Below are 18,828 nucleotides of genomic sequence, written 5' to 3' on the forward strand. Positions count from 1 at the left end.
GTTTTCGGGCATGGATCTTTTTATGCATAATTGTGTCAATCTCTTCTTTTAGTTCATTCGAATAGATATTTGATAGTCTTATTGAGAAAGCATAGGTAATTATCTATGCTTTTATTTAGTGAGTTAACTTTGTATTTTACAAAAGCTAATACAGCACTGAGTGATCTAATGATTTGAACTCTGAAAACTATTATAAGAATTAGCAGAGTATTTAGGTTGTATTAACGTTTCACACTTTTATTCACATCATCTCGTTGCCTTTAATTCATTTGATCCTTTCATTTTCACATCTAAAATTTAAGACTGATATAATTCAACAATTTTTATGTTTTCTGCTTCAGTCTTATGAAACTCATCGATAATATTAACAACATATTAGGCTCAGATATTGGAGAAAATCTCAGTAGTAAGTCTAGACTAAAGATTGCTGCTTCATACTTTTCCATTTATGCATATGCTGCTTTAAAAAAAGAACTAGAAAAAATCGAAGAGCTGCAATTTGTGTTTACGTCACCAACCTTTGTTGCGGATAACGTGACAGATAAGCTAAAGAAAGAGAAACGTGAATTTGTGATTCCAAAGCAAGACCGTGAAAGCAGTCTTTATGGGACAGAATTTGAAATTCATTTAAAAAATCAGTTATCACAAAAGGCAATTGCTAAAGAGTGTGCAGATTGGATACGACGAAAAGCAATATTTAAGTCGAATAACAGCAATGCACCGATGCAAGAATTCATCAGTATTCAAAAACCTGAGCAGTCCTTAACCTATATGCCTATTCAAGGGTTTACCCCGATGGGACTCGGTTTTGAAAAAGGCAATGCGATTTCCAATATGGTGAACTGCTTTGATGAGCAGCCGATGGTGCAAACCTATATTCAGCTATTCAATCAAATTTGGAATGATCCCTCAAAAGTTGAAGATGTCACCAGTGAAATTATTCGACACATTGAGTCTGTCTATCAGGAAAATCCGCCTGAACGTATTTACTTCTTAATGCTTTACAACATCTTCAAAGATTTTTTAGAAGATATAAATGCAGACGTTATGCCGAATGATCTCACAGGTTATCAAGATACCTTAGTATGGAATAAGCTGTTCAATTTCCAAAAAGATGCAGCAGTAGGCATTATCAATAAACTTGAAACCTATAATGGCTGTATCTTGGCGGATAGTGTGGGTTTAGGTAAGACCTTCACTGCATTGGCAGTGATCAAATACTACGAATTACGAAACAAGAGTGTTCTGGTTTTATGCCCTAAGAAATTGGGAGCGAACTGGACGAACTATAACGCCAACCTAGTCACGAACATTTTTGCCGAAGACCGTTTTAGCTACGATGTGTTGTATCACACCGATCTCTCTCGTAAAGGTGGTGAAACCCTAGGTATAGATTTGGCGAAAATCAATTGGGGTAACTATGATTTGGTTGTCATTGATGAATCGCATAACTTCCGTAACCGTGGCACGTTTAAGGATCGAGAAACACGTTATGACCGCTTAATGAATCAAGTGATTCGTCAGGGCGTGAAAACTAAAGTGTTAATGTTATCTGCTACGCCAGTAAACAATCACTTTACTGACCTCAAGAATCAGCTCGCCCTTGCTTATGAAGGGAATGCAGCGTTATTGGAAAATAAGCTCGATACTGAACGTGATATCGAAACCATATTCCGTAGAGCACAGGCCAGCTTTAATGCTTGGGCAAAACTAGATCCTGCCCAACGGACAACTCAAGCGATTCTGAACCTTCTAGATTTCGATTTCTTTAAGCTTTTGGATAGCGTAACGATTGCTCGTTCAAGAAAGCATATTCAAACTTTCTATGACACCAAAGATATTGGACAGTTCCCTCAACGACTCAAGCCGATTTCATTCCGTTGTGCATTATCAAACGATCAGGATAGTGTTTCTCTGAATCAAATTTATGCTGATCTGTCTTTAATCAAGATGTCAGTCTATGCACCAGTCAGCTATATCTTTCCAAGTGCTATAAAAAAGTATGAAGAAATTTTTGATACTCGTGTAGAAGGCAAAGGTAAATTAAGACAGGTAGACCGTGAAAAAAGTTTACAGGCCTTGATGACGGTCAACTTGCTGAAACGCTTAGAAAGTTCTGTCCATGCGTTTAGGCTGACACTGAACGTTTTAAAGAAAAATATTGAAAATGTACTCGCTAAAATTGCGGACTTTGAAGCTCGTCAGGCGGATGATGAGGTCAGTATTTCACCCGACTTTGGATATGATGAGGATGAGAATGGCGAATTGCTTAATACTGAAGACCTCATTGGCAATAAGCTCAAAATTCATTTGGCTGATATGGATCTGTTGAGCTGGAAAACGGATCTAGACGGTGACTACCACATTATTCTCGGTTTACTGCGAATGATTCAGCCAATTAATGCTGAAAAGGATGCCAAACTACAGCATCTTAAAGCGCATGTTATTGAGAAAATTCAGAACCCAATTAATGCCAATAACCGTAAAGTCATCATATTTACTGCCTTTGCGGATACAGCGAATTATATCTATGAGCATATTGCTCCGATTTTGCTAGAAACCTATGGTCTGCACAGTGCCAAAGTGATCGGCAGTGATAATACTTCAACGATTAAGACCAGAGTGGGAAGCCGTCAAAGTTATGATATGCAGGGCTTGCTCACTCTATTCTCTCCACAATCAAAGCAAAAAGCAGACATATTTCCTGAAGAGTCCAGAGAAATTGATGTGCTCATTGCAACAGACTGTATTTCTGAAGGACAAAACTTACAGGACTGTGATTATTTGATTAATTTCGATATTCACTGGAATCCTGTACGCATCATTCAACGCTTTGGGCGTGTGGATCGTATTGGCTCATCAAACAGCGTCATTCAGCTCGTTAATTACTGGCCTGACATTAGCCTAGATGAATATATTAACTTGCGAGAACGGGTCGAGAATCGCATGGTGATCGTCGATATGACCAGTACGGGAGATGACAACGTCCTCAGTGCCCAAGCCAATGATATTGCCTATCGTCGTGAACAATTACAGAAGCTACAAACTGAAGTTTTAGACTTGGAAGATGCCAACACAGGTGTTTCGATTACTGATTTAGGTTTGAATGACTTCCGTATGGATTTGCTTGGCTATATGGAAGAACATCCTGAATTGGAGCGATTACCGAATGGACTACATACTGTTGTCCCTGCACAGCCAGAACTCGGTTTAAATGCGGGAGTCATTTTCACCCTAAGAGCACGACATCCTGAGTCGCCTAACAGCCAAAGCAACCGCTTATACCCGTACTATTTGGTTAATATTAACCAAGGCGGTGAAGTCGTTTATGACTACACCCAAGCCAAATATTTATTGGATGTAGCTCGTAAAGCATGTCGAGGAAAAGATCATCCGATTCCTGAAGCATATGAAAAGTTTAATGAGAAAACCAATGACGGACGAGATATGAGTCAATATTCAGAATTGTTGGATATTGTGATTCATACCATTCAGGACGTAAAAGCTGAGAAGGATATTGATAGCCTGTTTTCAGGCTTGACTACATCAGCGTTGGTAGATGTGGTTTCTGGATTAAACGACTTTGAGCTGATTAGCTTTATTGTGATTGAAGAACCTTAAGCATGAAGTTATACAAGTTTCCGCAGCAGGCTAAAGTGGATCGGTTAATTCCGAAAAATAAGTTTTATGAACAAGGAAAAGCCAATACCAAGATAGAACAGCTATTTGTTAATCAAGTGGAAAATATACGGTGGGCGTACAAGTTGGCTTCATCTACAATCCACCTCCAAGATCAGGAAGATTTGAAGGAAATTCAAATCTTTCGAGTAAAAAGTCGGGTTGAAGATTTAGATGTGTCAATTCTATCTTTCATTGATAAACTCATTCTCACTCCAATTATTTTTGAAGTTGTTTATCAAGATAAAGTGAAAGTTGTTGCAACCTATAAGCGTGTGAATCAAGCAGACAAAACTAAAGTGGTGATAGGCCAATATTATGCTTCTGAGTGGCTAGAAGATCATGATCGTGTTGAATTGCCTCTTTACTTAAAACTGGCTGATCTATATGAACATTTCATCGCACAGTTATTACCGATTGTATCGAATGAAGATCCAGAAAACGATGATGGATTTATTTCTATTGAAATGAAATTGCAAAAAGCTCGACAACTTGAAAGCTTGCAAAAGCAGCTTGATAAGTTGAAATCCAAGTTAAGAAATGAAAAGCAATTTAATCGTAGAGTTGAGTTGAATAAACAATTGCAAAATTTGCAATTACAGATAAACAGTATTCATTAATGTTTGATATAAAATGATAAATTCCATTATTCAGCAGTTAGAGCAATTGATCGCAGGTGATTTTGCCCTTCTACGAGAAAGCGTAGATATTGAGTGCAAATTAGCTATTGGTCACGATGGAAAAGGTGGTTTGCCAAAAAGCCTTTGGGAAACATACAGTGCTTTTGCAAATACGTATGGTGGCATTATTATTCTAGGTGCCAAAGAGTTAAAAAATGACACATTTGAAGCACGTGGTATAGAAAATCTTATTCAGATCAAAGCGGATTTATTTAATACGCTGAATAATCCTGCAAAGATTAATAAAAACTTGTTAACCGATCAGTTTGTTCGAGAATGGCAAGTTGATGATAAAAGCTTATTAGTGATTGCTGTGCCTAGAGCATCACGAAAGCAGCAACCGATCTATTTAAATAATAATCCACTCAATAATACTTATGTTCGTCAAAATGAGGGTGACTATAAACTTGATGATGAACATGTCAAACGCATGTTGGCTGAACAAGCACATGATGGTCGAGATGATGAGATTCTTCCGAATTTTGGGTTGGATGATTTAGCGATAGAGTCAATAAGATCTTATCGACAACGCTATAGCAATTTAAACCCTAATGCTGAATTAAATGACTTGGCTGATATAGAGTTTTTACGTCGTATCGGGGCTTATGGGATTAACCGTGAAACAGGTGCTCGCGGTCTAACCAAAGCAGGATTATTGATGTTTGGAATGCAGCATACAATAGCTGAGATATTCCCAAATTATATGGTGGACTATCAAGAACGACCTCATGCGCAAACAGAAGCACGCTGGGTTGATCGAGTTGTGCCTGACGGTTCTTGGAGTGGGAATTTATATGACTTTTACCGTAAGGTTTATAATAAACTTATACAAGATTTAAAAATTCCGTTTGAGCTTAAAGATGGAGTGCGCCAAGAAGATACACCAGTTCATATTGCATTACGTGAAGCTTTGGTGAATTGTATTGTACATGCGGATTATACAGATCGAGCTTCGGTCCTAATTGTAAAACGTCCCGATATGTTCGGTTTCCGAAATCCTGGGCTGATGCGGATTCCACTAGAGCATGCACTAAAGGGTAGTGAATCCGACTGTCGTAATCGCAGACTACATCAAATATTTAGACTTATTAATGTCGGCGAGCAAGCAGGTTCAGGAATTCCAAAAATCCTATCTGGGTGGCATTCTCAGCATTGGATTCCACCTTATTTACATGAGAAGCGACAACCCAATAATCAAACCCTTCTCGAAATGACCATGGTCGATTTATTTCCATCTGACACCATGCAGCAATTGATGCAACAATTTGGCTCTAGTTTTACTGAACTCACGCAAAATGAGCGCGCTGCCCTTGCCATCGCCAAACTTGAAGGCACTGTAACACATGCACGTTTACAAACTGTTGTGACAGGACATTCCGTTGATATCACTCGTGATTTACAACATCTTGTCAAACTTGGCTTTCTAAATACAAGTGGTGGTCGTGGTTCTGTATATACCTTGGCTGGGGTAGATATTGTTCAGCCAGATGATATTTTTAATGAACAAAATAAAGAAATAAGTGATTCTAGCTCAGGTTCTAACGAAGCGAGCTTAGGTTCTAACGACGCTAGCTTAGGTCTTAAAGAGTCGAGCTCTATACCTAATGGATCATATAGAGATGAGATGGGGCGCTTGTGTAGCGATCGTTTGGACTTTCCGATTATTGATAATTTAATGGAATTGTCTGAGGATTTTAGGAAAAGTCTTTATGTATTGGCGAATGAAGCGAGAATAAAGCAGCGTCTTTCTTTCGAAGTTATGCAGCACATAATTTTGCGACTTTGTAGTGAGCATTTTTTTACTATTTCCGCTTTGGGCGAATTGCTGAATCGTAAGGCTGACCCATTAAGAAAGCGTTATTTATCGCCAATGGTAAAAGCCAATCAGCTTTGTCTTGCATTTCCAACGACACCAACGCATGAAAAGCAAGCATACCGTACCAATACCGAATTCAATCATTCAGAAAATTAAGAGTTTATTATGTCAGACAAGTTAAAAATGCACTCACCTAATCTTGTGGATGCAAACATCGAAAAGATTTCAGCACTATTCCCAAACTGCATTACCGAAACCAAAGATGAAAATGGTGAACTGAAAAAAGCCGTTGATTTTGACTTGCTTAAACAAGAACTTTCACAAATTTTGGTTGAAGGTGAGCAAGAACGCTATCGTCTTGATTGGGTGGGTAAAAAAGAAGCCATCTTAACGGCTAATGCTCCTATTGCTAAAACTTTACGTCCATGCAGTGAAGAAAGCGTTAATTTTGATAACACAGAAAACTTGTTTATTGAAGGTGACAATCTCGAAGCCCTTAAACTTCTGCAAGAGAATTACTTGGGTAAGGTCAAAATGATTTACATTGACCCACCATATAACACAGGGAACGACTTTATTTATGAAGATAATTTTGCAGAAAGTACTGAAGTATTTTTTGAAAAATCAAATCAAGTCGATGAACAAGGAAATCGCTTAATTGCGAATACTGAAAGTAATGGTCGCTTTCACTCTGATTGGCTTAGCATGATATATAGCCGTTTAAAGTTGGCCAGAAATCTATTAAAAGATGATGGTGTAATGTTCATTAGTATTGATGATAATGAACAAGAAAACCTAAAAAAAATATGCCATGAAATTTTTGGTGAAAATAATTTTTTTGCGCATGTAGTTTGGCAAAAAAAATATGCTGCTACAAATGATGCAAAAGGTTTTTCAAATATGCATGATCATATTCTAGTGTATAGAAAATCCAATTTGTTTAATCGTAATTTATTACCTAGAACAGAAGAACAAAATAAACCCTATAAGAACGATGATGGTGATGGTAGAGGATTATGGAGATCTGATAATTTACTTGTAAAAAGTTTCTCTCAAACAGCTGTATATCCAATAGTAAATCCGAATACAGGAAAAGAATATTTTCCACCTCAAGGTAGCTCATGGAGAGCAAATAAAGTTACTATGCAACAATGGCTGAATGAAAATAGGATATATTTCGGTAAGGATGGTACGGGGGCACCTCAGTTAAAAAGATATTTAAATGAAGTTCAAGATGGTAGAGTTCCAACTACTTGGTGGACTTTCGAAGAATGTGGGCATAATGATGCTGCTAATAAAGAATTACGTACTTTGTTTGAGATAAAACCACCTTTTGATACTCCTAAACCGACCAAATTATTGAAGCAAATTATTCATGTTAGTACTGATAAAAACGATATTGTATTAGATTTTTTCGCTGGATCTTCAACAACCGCTGATGCATTAATTCAATTTAATGCTGAAGATGGCGGTAATCGTAAATTTATCATGGTGCAATTACCAGAAGATACCGATGAGAAATCTGAAGCCTACAACCTAGGATATAAAAATATTGCTGAAATTTCTAAAGACCGTATTCGTCGAGCAGGTAAAAAAATCCTAACAGACAATGCAGGTAAAGAAGGTATTGAAAATTTAGATATTGGCTTCCGTGTTTTAAAAATTGACTCAACCAATATGAAGGATGTGTATTACACACCAGATGCTTTGAAACAAGCTGATATGTTGGATTTAGCTGACCACATTAAATCAGACCGTACATCTGAAGACCTCCTATTCCAAGTGATGTTAGATTGGGGGCTTGAACTTTCTTTGCCGATTGAACGTAAAACTATTGCAGGAAAAGAAGTATTTTATGTTGCAGGAAATAGCCTTGTAGCATGTTTTGATGATTTGACTTTCGATGTAGTCGATGAAGTTGCTAAAGATCATCCTTTACGCTTCGTATCAGCAGAAAAAGCCATTCATCTTGACCATGATAAAACCAATATCAAAGAACGCTTTAAACAGCTCTCTCCTGATACCGAAGTCAAGTTTCTTTAAGAGGATTAGATAATGGAAATCCGTTTTAAAACCCTTGATTATCAGAAAGATTCTGTACAAGCCATTGTGGATTGCTTTAAAGGACAACCACGTTTTGAAGGTCATCGGTATATGATTGACCAAGGTGCAGCTAAAGCTAAAAAAGTAACTGCACAGGTCGATATGCTTGAAGAAACCTTGGACTTACAAGGTGGTAAGGCTAAAAAAGTTATTGCCGATGTTGGTTTTGAGAATGCTCATATTTTTGATCTGCAAGCTGTATTGAAAAACATTCAGGAAGTACAAGCGGCAAGTGGATTACAACGATCATCTCAATTGATCACGGATGATAATGGCAAAGGGAAGAATCTAACCAAAAGCCAATTAAACCTTGATATTGAAATGGAAACTGGTACAGGTAAAACTTACTGTTATATCCGTACTATGTTTGAACTGCATAAGCAGTATGGCTGGTCGAAATTTATTGTGGTCGTACCAAGCATTGCCATTCGTGAGGGCGTTTACAAAAGTCTGAATATGATGGCTGATCACTTTCAAGAGCAATACGGCAAAAAGGCCCGTTTCTTTATCTATGATTCCAAAGCATTACACCATTTGGAAAGCTTTAGCTCGAATGGTGGGATCAACGTCATGGTGATTAACGTTCAAGCGTTTAATGCGACAGGTAAAGATAACCGTCGTATCTATGATGAACTGGATGAATTCCAATCGCGTCGTCCAATTGATGTGATTAGTCGTAACCGTCCAATTTTGATCTTGGATGAACCGCAAAAGATGGGTGCAGATAAAACTCTAGAGTCTTTATCTAACTTTAATCCATTGTTTATTTTACGGTATTCAGCAACACATAAGCGAAATTATAACCTTGTGTATAGATTGGATGCTTTGGATGCCTATAACCAAAAACTGGTGAAAAAAATCACTGTAAAAGGTGTGGAAGTACAAGGCTTAACAGGTACACATGGGTATTTATACTTACAAGACATCATTGTATCTAAATCTGCTCCAGTTGCCCGTTTGGAAATTGAGATTGAAACCAAGAATGGTTTCAAGCGTGAAATAAGGAAGGTAAGTAAAGGCGATAACCTTTACGATATTTCCAATAAAGCTGAACAATACAATGACCGTTATGTCGTCTCAGACATTGATGCACGAGATAACTCGGTGACTTTCTTAAATGGCACCAAAATTCATGTGGGTGAAGCATTGGGGCATGTTGATGAAAAGATCATGCGAACCATTCAGATCCGTGAAACGATTCGTGCACACATTCAAAAAGAACGTCAGTTATACAATCAGGGTATTAAAGTCCTGAGTCTTTTCTTTATTGATGAAGTGGCAAAATATCGTCAATATGATGAGGATAATAATTCTGTAGATGGCGAATATGTTCAAATTTTCAAAGAACAGTATCAACAGGTACTCAATGAAGTTCTGGATCTAAACTTAGAAAATGACCCATATTTTGACTATCTGAAAGCAATTGAGGTAGACCGTACTCACAACGGTTATTTCTCAATTGATAAGAAATCAAAACGTCTTGCCAATCCTACTATTGATAAGAAGGCTGAAGAAGCTCAGGTATCCAATGATACAGACGCTTATGACCTGATTTTAAAAGATAAAGAACGCCTACTTTCCTTTGAAGAGCCGACTCGTTTTATTTTCTCCCACTCAGCCTTACGAGAAGGTTGGGATAACCCGAACGTCTTTGTGATATGTACTTTAAAGCATTCAGATAATGTAATTTCTCGTCGCCAAGAAGTTGGCCGTGGTATGCGCCTTGCAGTGAATAAATTTGGCGAACGTATGGATGCCAACCATTTCCAAGGGGCATTAGGAGAAATTCATAAACTGAATAATCTCACAGTTGTGACCAATGAAAGTTACAAAGAGTTTGTGTCGAATCTACAATCAGAAATTCTGAATACGATTCAGAATCGCCCGACACAAGCGACCCCTGATTACTTTAAAGGGAAAATCTTTAAGTTATCCGATGGGTCTAGTGTTGAAGTCACTGAATTAATGGCAAAGCAGATTAATAAGCATCTGTCTAAGCACGATTATATTGATGACAATGATCAGTTAACGCCAAAGTATCACGAAGCGAAAGAGCAAGGTACGCTGGCTGAATTGCCTGAAAACTTGGTTGCATATACTGAGCAAATTCACAAGCTGATTGATGGGCTGTTTGATCCTAAAGCTTTGGAGGGTATGGCTGATAATGGCAATAAAAAGCTAACCAATACGATCAACCAAGCCAATTTAGAACGTAAAGAGTTTCAGGCTTTATGGTCTCGAATTAATCGAAAAGCCGTTTATCAAATTCATTTAGATTCTGAAAAACTCATTGAGCAAAGCATTAGTGCTGTTGAACGTACGGCTAAAGAGCGTAACAATAAATTTGTGGAAACGCTGAGTTATAAACTTGCAGAAGCGACGATGAATGATGAATCCACCTATGAGCAACTCAAAGCCAAAGAAATGTTTGGGAAGGTGACTTCAAAAACTGAGGTTGCGAATATTTCTATTCAGTCTCAAGTGACCTATGACCTAATTGGCAATATTGCCAATGATACCAATCTCACTCGTAAAACGGTTGCCCGAATCTTACAGGGAATTAACGCTGCGGTATTTGCACAGTTTAAGTTGAATCCAGAAGCTTTCATTCGTGAAATGAGTCGTATCATCAACGAACAGCAAGCAAAAATGGTCATTCAAGGACTGAAATATAATCCTTTAGATAGCACTTATCCTGACAATGAAATATTTGTAAGTAATGAGAATATTCCATTACAGGCATACAAGGCAGAGCGTCATATTTGGGATTATGTAGTCACCGACTCTGATAATGAGCGTAAATTTGTTGAGGAGCTGGATGGTGCAGATGAGGTGGTCGTCTACGCTAAACTCCCTGATCGTTTCCAGATTCCTACGCCTTTCGGTAGCTATAACCCTGATTGGGCAATTGCTTTCAATAAGGATAAAGTACGTCAAATCTATTTCATTGCAGAAACTAAAGGCTCAATGCTAGACAGTGACCTAAGGGAAAAAGAAAAGCGTAAAATTGAGAGTGCTAAGAAATTCTTTACAACGTTAAACGAAGAAAATCACCTGTTAGGTGATGCAGTTAAGTATGCTGTGGTTGATAGCTTTAGTAGCTTAATGAGTTTAGTGAAATAAATAGGAAAGGCCTGAAATAAAAATTCAGGCCTTTCCCATGGAATTGAAGACCCTAGAGGGAGGATAGAGTTAATTTTAGTTATATGAGTATATTCGTGAATAAAATTTTGATTTTTAATGTTTCATTAAGTTTTAAGATGTGTAGTATCTAGCTGATTTATATAGAGGGTGTAAATAATTCTGTGTAAATACAGTTTTAAAAATACTTGGTTACACGCTCTTCAAACATGATACTAAAGCGATTCATGGCAGCTTTCCAATTCTGAATAGGCATCGTCCATTTTTTGCTTGCTGCCATAATTGCTAAATATACCACCTTTTTCACGGAATCATCAGTTGGGAAGATTTTTCTTTTCTTGGTTGCATGGCGGATAACGCTGTTCAATGATTCAATCGCATTCGTCGTGTAAATCGCTTTGCGAATATCCATAGAGTAAGCGAAAAACGTGTTTAGATTCGACCAGTTGGCAAGCCATGACTTGCTGATTTGAGGATACTTCTCATCCCATTTTTGTCCAAATTCATCTAAAGCCTGTAAGGCTGCGTCTTCTGTAACAGCTTGATATATCTTTTTTAAATCGGCTGTGACAGCTTTGTAGTGAGTTGGTTTTTGATATTGGGTACTTATTCATATTAAGTAAATTGTATCGATAAAAGAAATGTCTGTCTAAATATTGGATAGTCTATATTGTCGGTTAATTTCTCATTCTGCTCTTGATGCAGCATTGTTAACATCATTTTTAAACGCTTCAATAAGCTCAATAAAGTCACTTGTGGCTTCATTAATATTAATTAATTTCCCCTTAAGTTGGCTCGCCAAAGTGTTAGCTCTAACCAAAATATCTTCAGTAGTATTAACTAACGATGCTTGATCATATACTTTTTGATAACCATTAATATCTGCAAATACTAGATCAATATATGTGTTTAATGAGCTAATGTGAGTGTGACCTGTCCATTGCTGTAGTTCTAATTTAAACTTTTCGGTATGCAATAGGTGTTTGCGAAAATCATCTGTATTATTGATATTGTTGTGCTGCAAAATGATTCTTTTTAAAGTGTTGGTTATAAAGGCGTGGCGGAACAAATGAGGATGGAAACTTTCTTTGAGTTCACATGCTTTTTTCCATTCATTCATTCGTCTACGTGTTGATTCTGCTGATAAAGGCTCACCATTCTTTAGGTTTACAAAAAGGTAACCGTGATCGTTAGCGGTTCCAATAGTTCTCTTAATAACCTTACGTCTAATTTTTCGAATATATTGAGTAATAGTACTCAAAAATGCCTGTGGCACAGGAATATAGCGTTCATGGTTGTTACGTTTTAATGTTGTGACTCTCAATGATGGTGCATCATCATTTTTCATTAGAGCATCATCAATATCTTTTACCATAGCCATATGGACTTCAGAATTACGAGCTCCTGTAGTCTCTAAAAATGAATAAAGAGCGACATCGCGAATACGTTTTTCTCGATTAGGCTCGTGATTGATGTACTCCCAAACCTTCATTGCTGACTCTTCTGAAACTGGATGTCTACGCTTCAGAGGTGTGTCATTAGGAAAAGAACTGTGAGTTAGACTTTCGGCACCGAATAGTTTATTCCCTTCAGTCTTTTGACTATTCCTTTTAATTTTAATTCTAATCGTACTACCTTTATCTTGGCCGATAAAATTTTTTAATTGATAAAAATCTTGTATATATATTAGAAAATGGAGGCACTGAGTACCTATTTGTCGTACTTGTTTTCCAAAGCGTTTTAGGTTTCCCAAACTATCGCGTTTTGCTATTAAACTTTTAATAAAAAGAGAAAAATGAGAATCTGTTAATTGAGTGAAGATTATATTGTTATTATAGCAAAAGTTAATTAAATGAATGATTTGGTTTGCATATGTTCGTAATGTACCACCACCGACACGTGTGGACTTACCCTCTTCTAACATTGATAGTAAGTAAAGGTTTGCTTCAAAACATGGTATCCCATTGTCATATTTTACATATGGGATTGTTTGTGGCTTTGTTAAATTGAGCTTTTTTTCAATGTTTGAATAATGGCTCAAACCAATATAATCTTTGATTATTTCGACAGGCATCATTTGCTCCCTAAGGTAAACGATAATTTGTGCTGTAATTTATTATTCAGATCTTGATAGAGAGCCTGACGCCCTTCATTTGTCATGTTATTTGAGTTAGCCATTCTTGCTAGTTCCAATGACATTTCACCAATGATGGTGGTTAAACTCATAATAGTGTGCTTGCTCTGATCTAGCTCTATTTCGGCATTTTTTAAGCGTTCTTTGAAATATGCTTTAGTGTTGTGATTAGGTTTTGACTCTTTAACTATCTCTTTTTCAAGTGCTGCTTTTGCATTTTGACGTAACTCGTCTAGTTCAATAAACCCACGTGATAAACAGTAGTCTGCTGCACTTTTCAAAGTATTAAGAGTGCAAGATGTAATAGCGTATTCTTTATTAAAAAATGCAGCCAACTTACGTTGACTCATTAAAGCATTTTGGATTTCGGGTGTGCTGTAATTTTTAGGCTCGTTTATGATTTGGATGAGTAGTTCTTTTGTGTTAACTACTTTGGCTTGGTTTTTTTGCAAAATTTTCATTAAACTAGCTCCCTGACTTCTAAGATCATACGGTAATCTTGGATGGTTACACCTTCACGCACAATTGTAAAAAACTCAGGTTCCAGCCGTATCACATCATCATGTAGTAATTGATAAATAGTATCTTCAATTGCACTGAGATCCTTATCACTAATATATGATGGTCTTGTTTCATAGTCTTCATCATTGACGTAATCAGTGATTGCATCTGAAATCCGTTCTAGTTCTATATTTGCTTGTTCAACATCATAGAATTGGCTAATTGCTTTGCGTAGAGCATCAATAGTCTGAAGATGCCCATTTTGTACTTCATTTACTAAATGTGCTGCCTTAATACCATTTAATACAGCACCATTACAAGTTTCTGTAATGTAGTGATATAAGTGCTCTGAAGAGCTATGGCCAAGCATCCAACGAATCGCATCTAGACCATCATAACCATTACTCCAGAAAAACATCATTGCGAAAAATCTTCGCAATTGATGATTTGAAAAATAAAGTTTTTTGGGTATGCCATTCTCATTAATAAAAGGTGTTTCAAAATAATCACAAATGTATGTATAAGGGCTAACTGTTATCGAGGTAGGAAAATTTAATTTTTTTTCTGAGCTACCTAATAAATTAAATAAAGATGGTAAGTTAATTCCGAGTTGTATAACTCTTTTGTTAAATGATTCAATTTTCCACATCAGCTTGGCTATAGAGCGGATCATTGGTCGGAGTGTAATTGCTTTAGTCTCATTATTACCGCCAACTCCTGTCTTCATTACCAGACTCTTTACAGAGAAAAGAGTACTATAATCTGCATCTTCTGGATTTATATCTGGAATTAGATTTGAGTACGGCTTTAAATTATTAATTTCATTTGTTCTTTTAGCTGAGAATATGGAAAATAAAAATTGCACACTTGATATTAATATGTTGTATCTATTAATTAATGTATTGCTATATAAAGAATTTTTTTTTCTATCAAAATTAGTGTTACGCAATAGGTAGCCACCACAGACTAATTTATTTGGATATAATTGATTTATAAGGTCACTAAAGTTGCTGCGTTCATATTGGTTAAGGGAGATTTCTAGAGTTTCTAAATTTTTTTGAAATTCTAATACCTCAATTACAGACTCAAGAATTTCATCAATATTTTTAAATGAATATTCAAATGTATCACGCATTAAATTTAGTATGGGCGCTACTGGTAGTGTCTTGAAGCGCCCACTTTCAGAGACGTCAATCAATCTAGCAATTGTATTGAAATTTAATTTGCTAAAAATAGTATGATCTAATGGAGTTTCTTCTAAATTGGCAGCAAAGGATAATTGTTTTAAAAGCTTTAATGCATCAATTACTTTGCGTTTATGCACTTCGTCAAAATTTGCTGAATACGAAATTCGAGATGTGCTTTGAGAGGGGGCATATAGTCCGTAATGGTCTTCTTTATTCCTGTAATCTTCATGTAGTATATTGTTAATAAAGCTATTAGATTGAATTTTTAATAGAATTTCACTTTTAAAAATAAATTTTTTTAATTCACTATAATTAAAAGTATGATCAGGGGTAATAAAATTATCTATAATAAAATTATTAGCTCTATTGTATTCATCTGCACTAAAGTTAAATACATTCAAAAGACATTTTTTATTATTTGTAGCGGGGTATGTAGATGATGCATTAATAATTTGATTGCGTGCCAAATCCTCAAATCGTAAATATCTTGGAACTCCATATACATCAACTGTTATTGTAGATATTAATACATCAATGAGGAAGTCGGTACTTAAAAGCGAAAGGTGGAATTTACTTAAATTAATTGCAGAACCATTAATAATAATGCAATCAATCAGCTTCAATAGACCATATAATCTGTTTCGAATACTTAAAGATGAAAGGAGACCTCCACCATTAATACTTGGGTTGTCAGTATTGGTTAGCCAAAGTTTAAAAGTATTTAAGAGTTTGCTATGACATGGGTCGCTCAAATAAGTTCCATCATTTAATTTTATCTTATTCCATTTAAGAACTATTGAAGAGCTATTTTTAATGGTTTTACTTTTAGGAAATACGATTTTCCATTCATTATCTGCAAATTCACACTTCAACCAATTTGGTTTGTACTCAAGACTAATAAAAGACTGTGTATACAAGTTCGTCATATTAGCCATAGTTTGAATATCATTAACTGCAATCGCTTGTTTTAATATTTCTTTAATAGTCTCAGTTTGAAGGTCGGCGAAAGGATTTTCTGTGCTTGAGTAAATAAGTTTTAGATTTTGATTTAATGCGTTATTCATCCAAAAATTCCTTGTCTTACTTTTTCAATATCAAGAGGTTGTGTTAATGCTTTATTATAAAAATCTATGGTGGAGTCAACATTAACGATTCGTTTTGATTTATCTTTACATTCATACTGAGACAAAATGAATACTGCTGTCATGTACCAATACTTAACATTCTCAGGAACGGTTTCATTGTATTTTTCAACAATATTGCGTATAGCAATTAGCATTTGAAGAATAGAAGGACTAATCATGAAAACAAGAACATCTAATTTTTTCTTAATTTCATTTTCTTCTTCTTTAGTCTTGGTCTTCTCAATTTCCATCATGTGTGCGGGAAAGTTACGCATCTTGTGATTTTCAAGAAACTGCTCAAGATGTTTAATATCGAAATCAAATGCTTCATTAAGTAATTCAGAGTCTTTCATCGCTTCAAACATTAAAGAATTTTGAAAAATACGTACCCAACGATCATTAAAATAATCAAGCAATGCCTGAGGTAAATAAGCCTCTAGAACCTCAAGATTAACTTGCTTATGACCAAGTTTTTTACTGACTTCTTCAATTGAACGAGTATCAAGATAGGTATGTACTCCTTTCTTTTTTCTAATATTTCTTAAACTGAAAACAGAAATTAAAGCATTGATTTCATCTGTATTTAGATATGCTTTCCCATTCTCATTAAACTGGATTTCTGAGCAAGCTCTTTTTAGATCCGAAAGTCCACAAGTTTCAACATTATTAAACATAGCTGTACTTAGTTTTGACACAATATTTATTTTATTAGTTGAGGCATAGAGAGGTACAAATCGCCAGTTATCATCTTTAATGGCTTTCAAACAATTTCGCTCAAAAGAGGTCATTTCAATCAACGTTTCAACTAGATACTTTGAACGCTCCGTTAAAACTATATCTTGTTGTGCTTGTGTAGCTCCTTTTCGTTTTTTAAAGGATGAAATTATCCAGTGATTCCCTACTTGCTTATAACCTGTCAAATTTCCATGTTTATTATATAATTCCCATGCTTCAAACCAACTTGGTGTTATAGCAGGATTTTCTAAAACAAGTAGAGTATATATAGCAAAAATAAAATTTTTATTTACCCGATATAGTTCGTTAAGGGCCTCTCTTTTTTTCTTTATACCCAATATATAATCAGTAAATTTCCTTTTTTTTATGATATTACCGTCTATGTCAATTACTTGGTTGAAACATTGATCGATTCCATAGTATTTTAGTGTTGCAAGAGTATTGGCTGAATATCCTATTCCACATTTAACACCATCTTTTTCAGCCATGCGTAACCCCTGTGGTTGAGTTCTAACATTACCTATTTGAGATTCTACTTTTTTGTAGTTCAAAATATATGAGTCAACATAATTATCAAGAGCTTGTTTTATGTGATTGAATTCATTTTCTAATCGTATTTGTATTTTTGTGACTGCCTCTTCGTCTTTTATATATAATGGAATACCTCCATATAACTGCTCTTGTTCTTCCTTTGTGAATGAGCCGCCTGATGGAAGTGCCTTATTATCTTCTTTTGGTTTTTTAAATTTTGGAACAACAATTGGATATATTGGTTCTTCAAATAATCCTGTCTCTACAAAGCAACTCATATACTTTTCTACCATTCTCGACCAATCTTTAATGGCTGCATGAGCTTGGCCTCCATTTGCTATTCGTCTAGCAAAAAAGCGATGATAAATGTTCAGCATGAAGTAATAGGAATTACCATGATTTAGACTATATTTGAGCTCTTCAACATTGTCTGTAACCAGGGAAAATTCACTGAATAATGTAATAAGTAGTTCTAATGTAGAACGTAGGCTACTATCTATTTTCCTTATAGCGTAATTTTCTATAAAACTATGAATTTCTAAAGCGAATTCTTTGCCATAAGTATCATAAACTTTCTGTAGTTGATATCTTCTATTTACACCATCTTGAGATGTTACATACCAGCCTTCGTAATAACGTTTTCTTTCCAAGTCTATCGGGTGTGATTGATAGGTTTTAATGTGTAGATCAATTTTATTACTATCTAAGCTTAGCAACTCCTTTGTATCTAATTTAATACCGTTCTCGCTGACAAACTTCGCAATAGCATTTGCGTGCAGCCATACAATTTGATGTCGGCTATGTTGAGGGAGATTGGCAAATTCAGTATGTACAAACCCCGAAAAAAGTACTAATTGTTTGTAAGCTATTTCCTTGCTATTGAGTATATCCATACCTGTGTAGGGATGATTGCTGCCAACACCTGTTATATCAATAAAAGCTGCATAAGTATTCATAGCTGGTGTTTGAGACCGCGATACATCGGGTATTAAACTATGTAGCTTAAGCATGAATTTATTATTAAGGATTGTACTTAGACGTGGATATCCTTTTAAGTATCTGCTGTCCAAAAGTAGTCTCCTTTATACTTTGTTGACATGTGTCAATGATTTAATAGATACTAATAAATCTTGTATGGCTTGTATATAGAGTTATTCACAAATATTGACACTATAGTTCAATGCCCGGAAAAAAAAGG

At 35.7% G+C, this 18,828-nt stretch carries 9 protein-coding genes and 1 pseudogene; 5 read left to right on the forward strand and 5 right to left on the reverse strand.

Annotation, left to right across the window (positions count from 1 at the left end):
• The first annotated feature begins 345 nt into the window (after window positions 1-345).
• Genes MSG95_RS17810 through MSG95_RS17830 form a run of 5 tightly spaced genes read left to right on the forward strand, consistent with a single transcriptional unit; the run spans window position 346 to window position 11,400 of the window.
• Window positions 346-3,621, forward strand: coding sequence for a helicase-related protein (locus tag MSG95_RS17810; RefSeq protein ID WP_324645154.1), 3,276 nt, complete (start codon window positions 346-348; stop codon window positions 3,619-3,621).
• A gap of 2 nt (window positions 3,622-3,623) precedes the next feature.
• Entirely contained in the window at window positions 3,624-4,298 is a 675-nt protein-coding gene (locus tag MSG95_RS17815; RefSeq protein WP_324645155.1) for a DUF4391 domain-containing protein, read from the forward strand.
• Window positions 4,299-4,311: 13 nt separating this feature from the next.
• Entirely contained in the window at window positions 4,312-6,330 is a 2,019-nt protein-coding gene (locus MSG95_RS17820) for an RNA-binding domain-containing protein (protein WP_324645156.1), read from the forward strand.
• Between the two features lie 9 nt (window positions 6,331-6,339).
• Window positions 6,340-8,217, forward strand: coding sequence for a site-specific DNA-methyltransferase (locus MSG95_RS17825; RefSeq protein ID WP_324645157.1), 1,878 nt, complete (start codon window positions 6,340-6,342; stop codon window positions 8,215-8,217).
• Between the two features lie 12 nt (window positions 8,218-8,229).
• Window positions 8,230-11,400 carry a type III restriction-modification system endonuclease gene (locus tag MSG95_RS17830; RefSeq protein ID WP_324645158.1) on the forward strand — a complete coding sequence of 1,057 codons (3,171 nt, stop codon included), beginning with the start codon at window positions 8,230-8,232 and terminating at the stop codon, window positions 11,398-11,400.
• A gap of 196 nt (window positions 11,401-11,596) precedes the next feature.
• Here the strand turns inward: MSG95_RS17830 and MSG95_RS17835 are convergent.
• From MSG95_RS17835 to MSG95_RS17855, 5 genes and pseudogenes are all read right to left on the reverse strand, one after another.
• Window positions 11,597-11,998 (reverse strand): annotated as a pseudogene (locus MSG95_RS17835) (transposase); the annotation flags it as partial.
• 105 nt (window positions 11,999-12,103) lie between these two features.
• On the reverse strand, window positions 12,104-13,492 hold the full coding sequence (locus MSG95_RS17840; RefSeq protein WP_324645159.1) for a site-specific integrase: 1,389 nt from the start codon (window positions 13,490-13,492) through the stop codon (window positions 12,104-12,106).
• Window positions 13,492-14,013, reverse strand: a complete 522-nt coding sequence (locus MSG95_RS17845) for a hypothetical protein (protein WP_324645160.1) — start codon at window positions 14,011-14,013, stop codon at window positions 13,492-13,494. Before MSG95_RS17845 ends, MSG95_RS17840 begins: the two co-directional genes overlap by 1 nt.
• Window positions 14,013-16,304 (reverse strand): site-specific integrase, encoded by a 2,292-nt coding sequence (locus tag MSG95_RS17850; protein WP_324645162.1) that lies wholly within the window; start codon window positions 16,302-16,304, stop codon window positions 14,013-14,015. Before MSG95_RS17850 ends, MSG95_RS17845 begins: the two co-directional genes overlap by 1 nt.
• A complete protein-coding gene (locus MSG95_RS17855; RefSeq protein ID WP_324645164.1) occupies window positions 16,301-18,586 on the reverse strand; it encodes a hypothetical protein in 2,286 nt (761 codons plus the stop codon). Before MSG95_RS17855 ends, MSG95_RS17850 begins: the two co-directional genes overlap by 4 nt.
• Window positions 18,587-18,828: the final 242 nt, after the last annotated feature.

The sequence above is a fragment of the Acinetobacter sp. IK23 genome (assembly GCF_035615275.1).
GTDB lineage: Bacteria > Pseudomonadota > Gammaproteobacteria > Pseudomonadales > Moraxellaceae > Acinetobacter > Acinetobacter seifertii.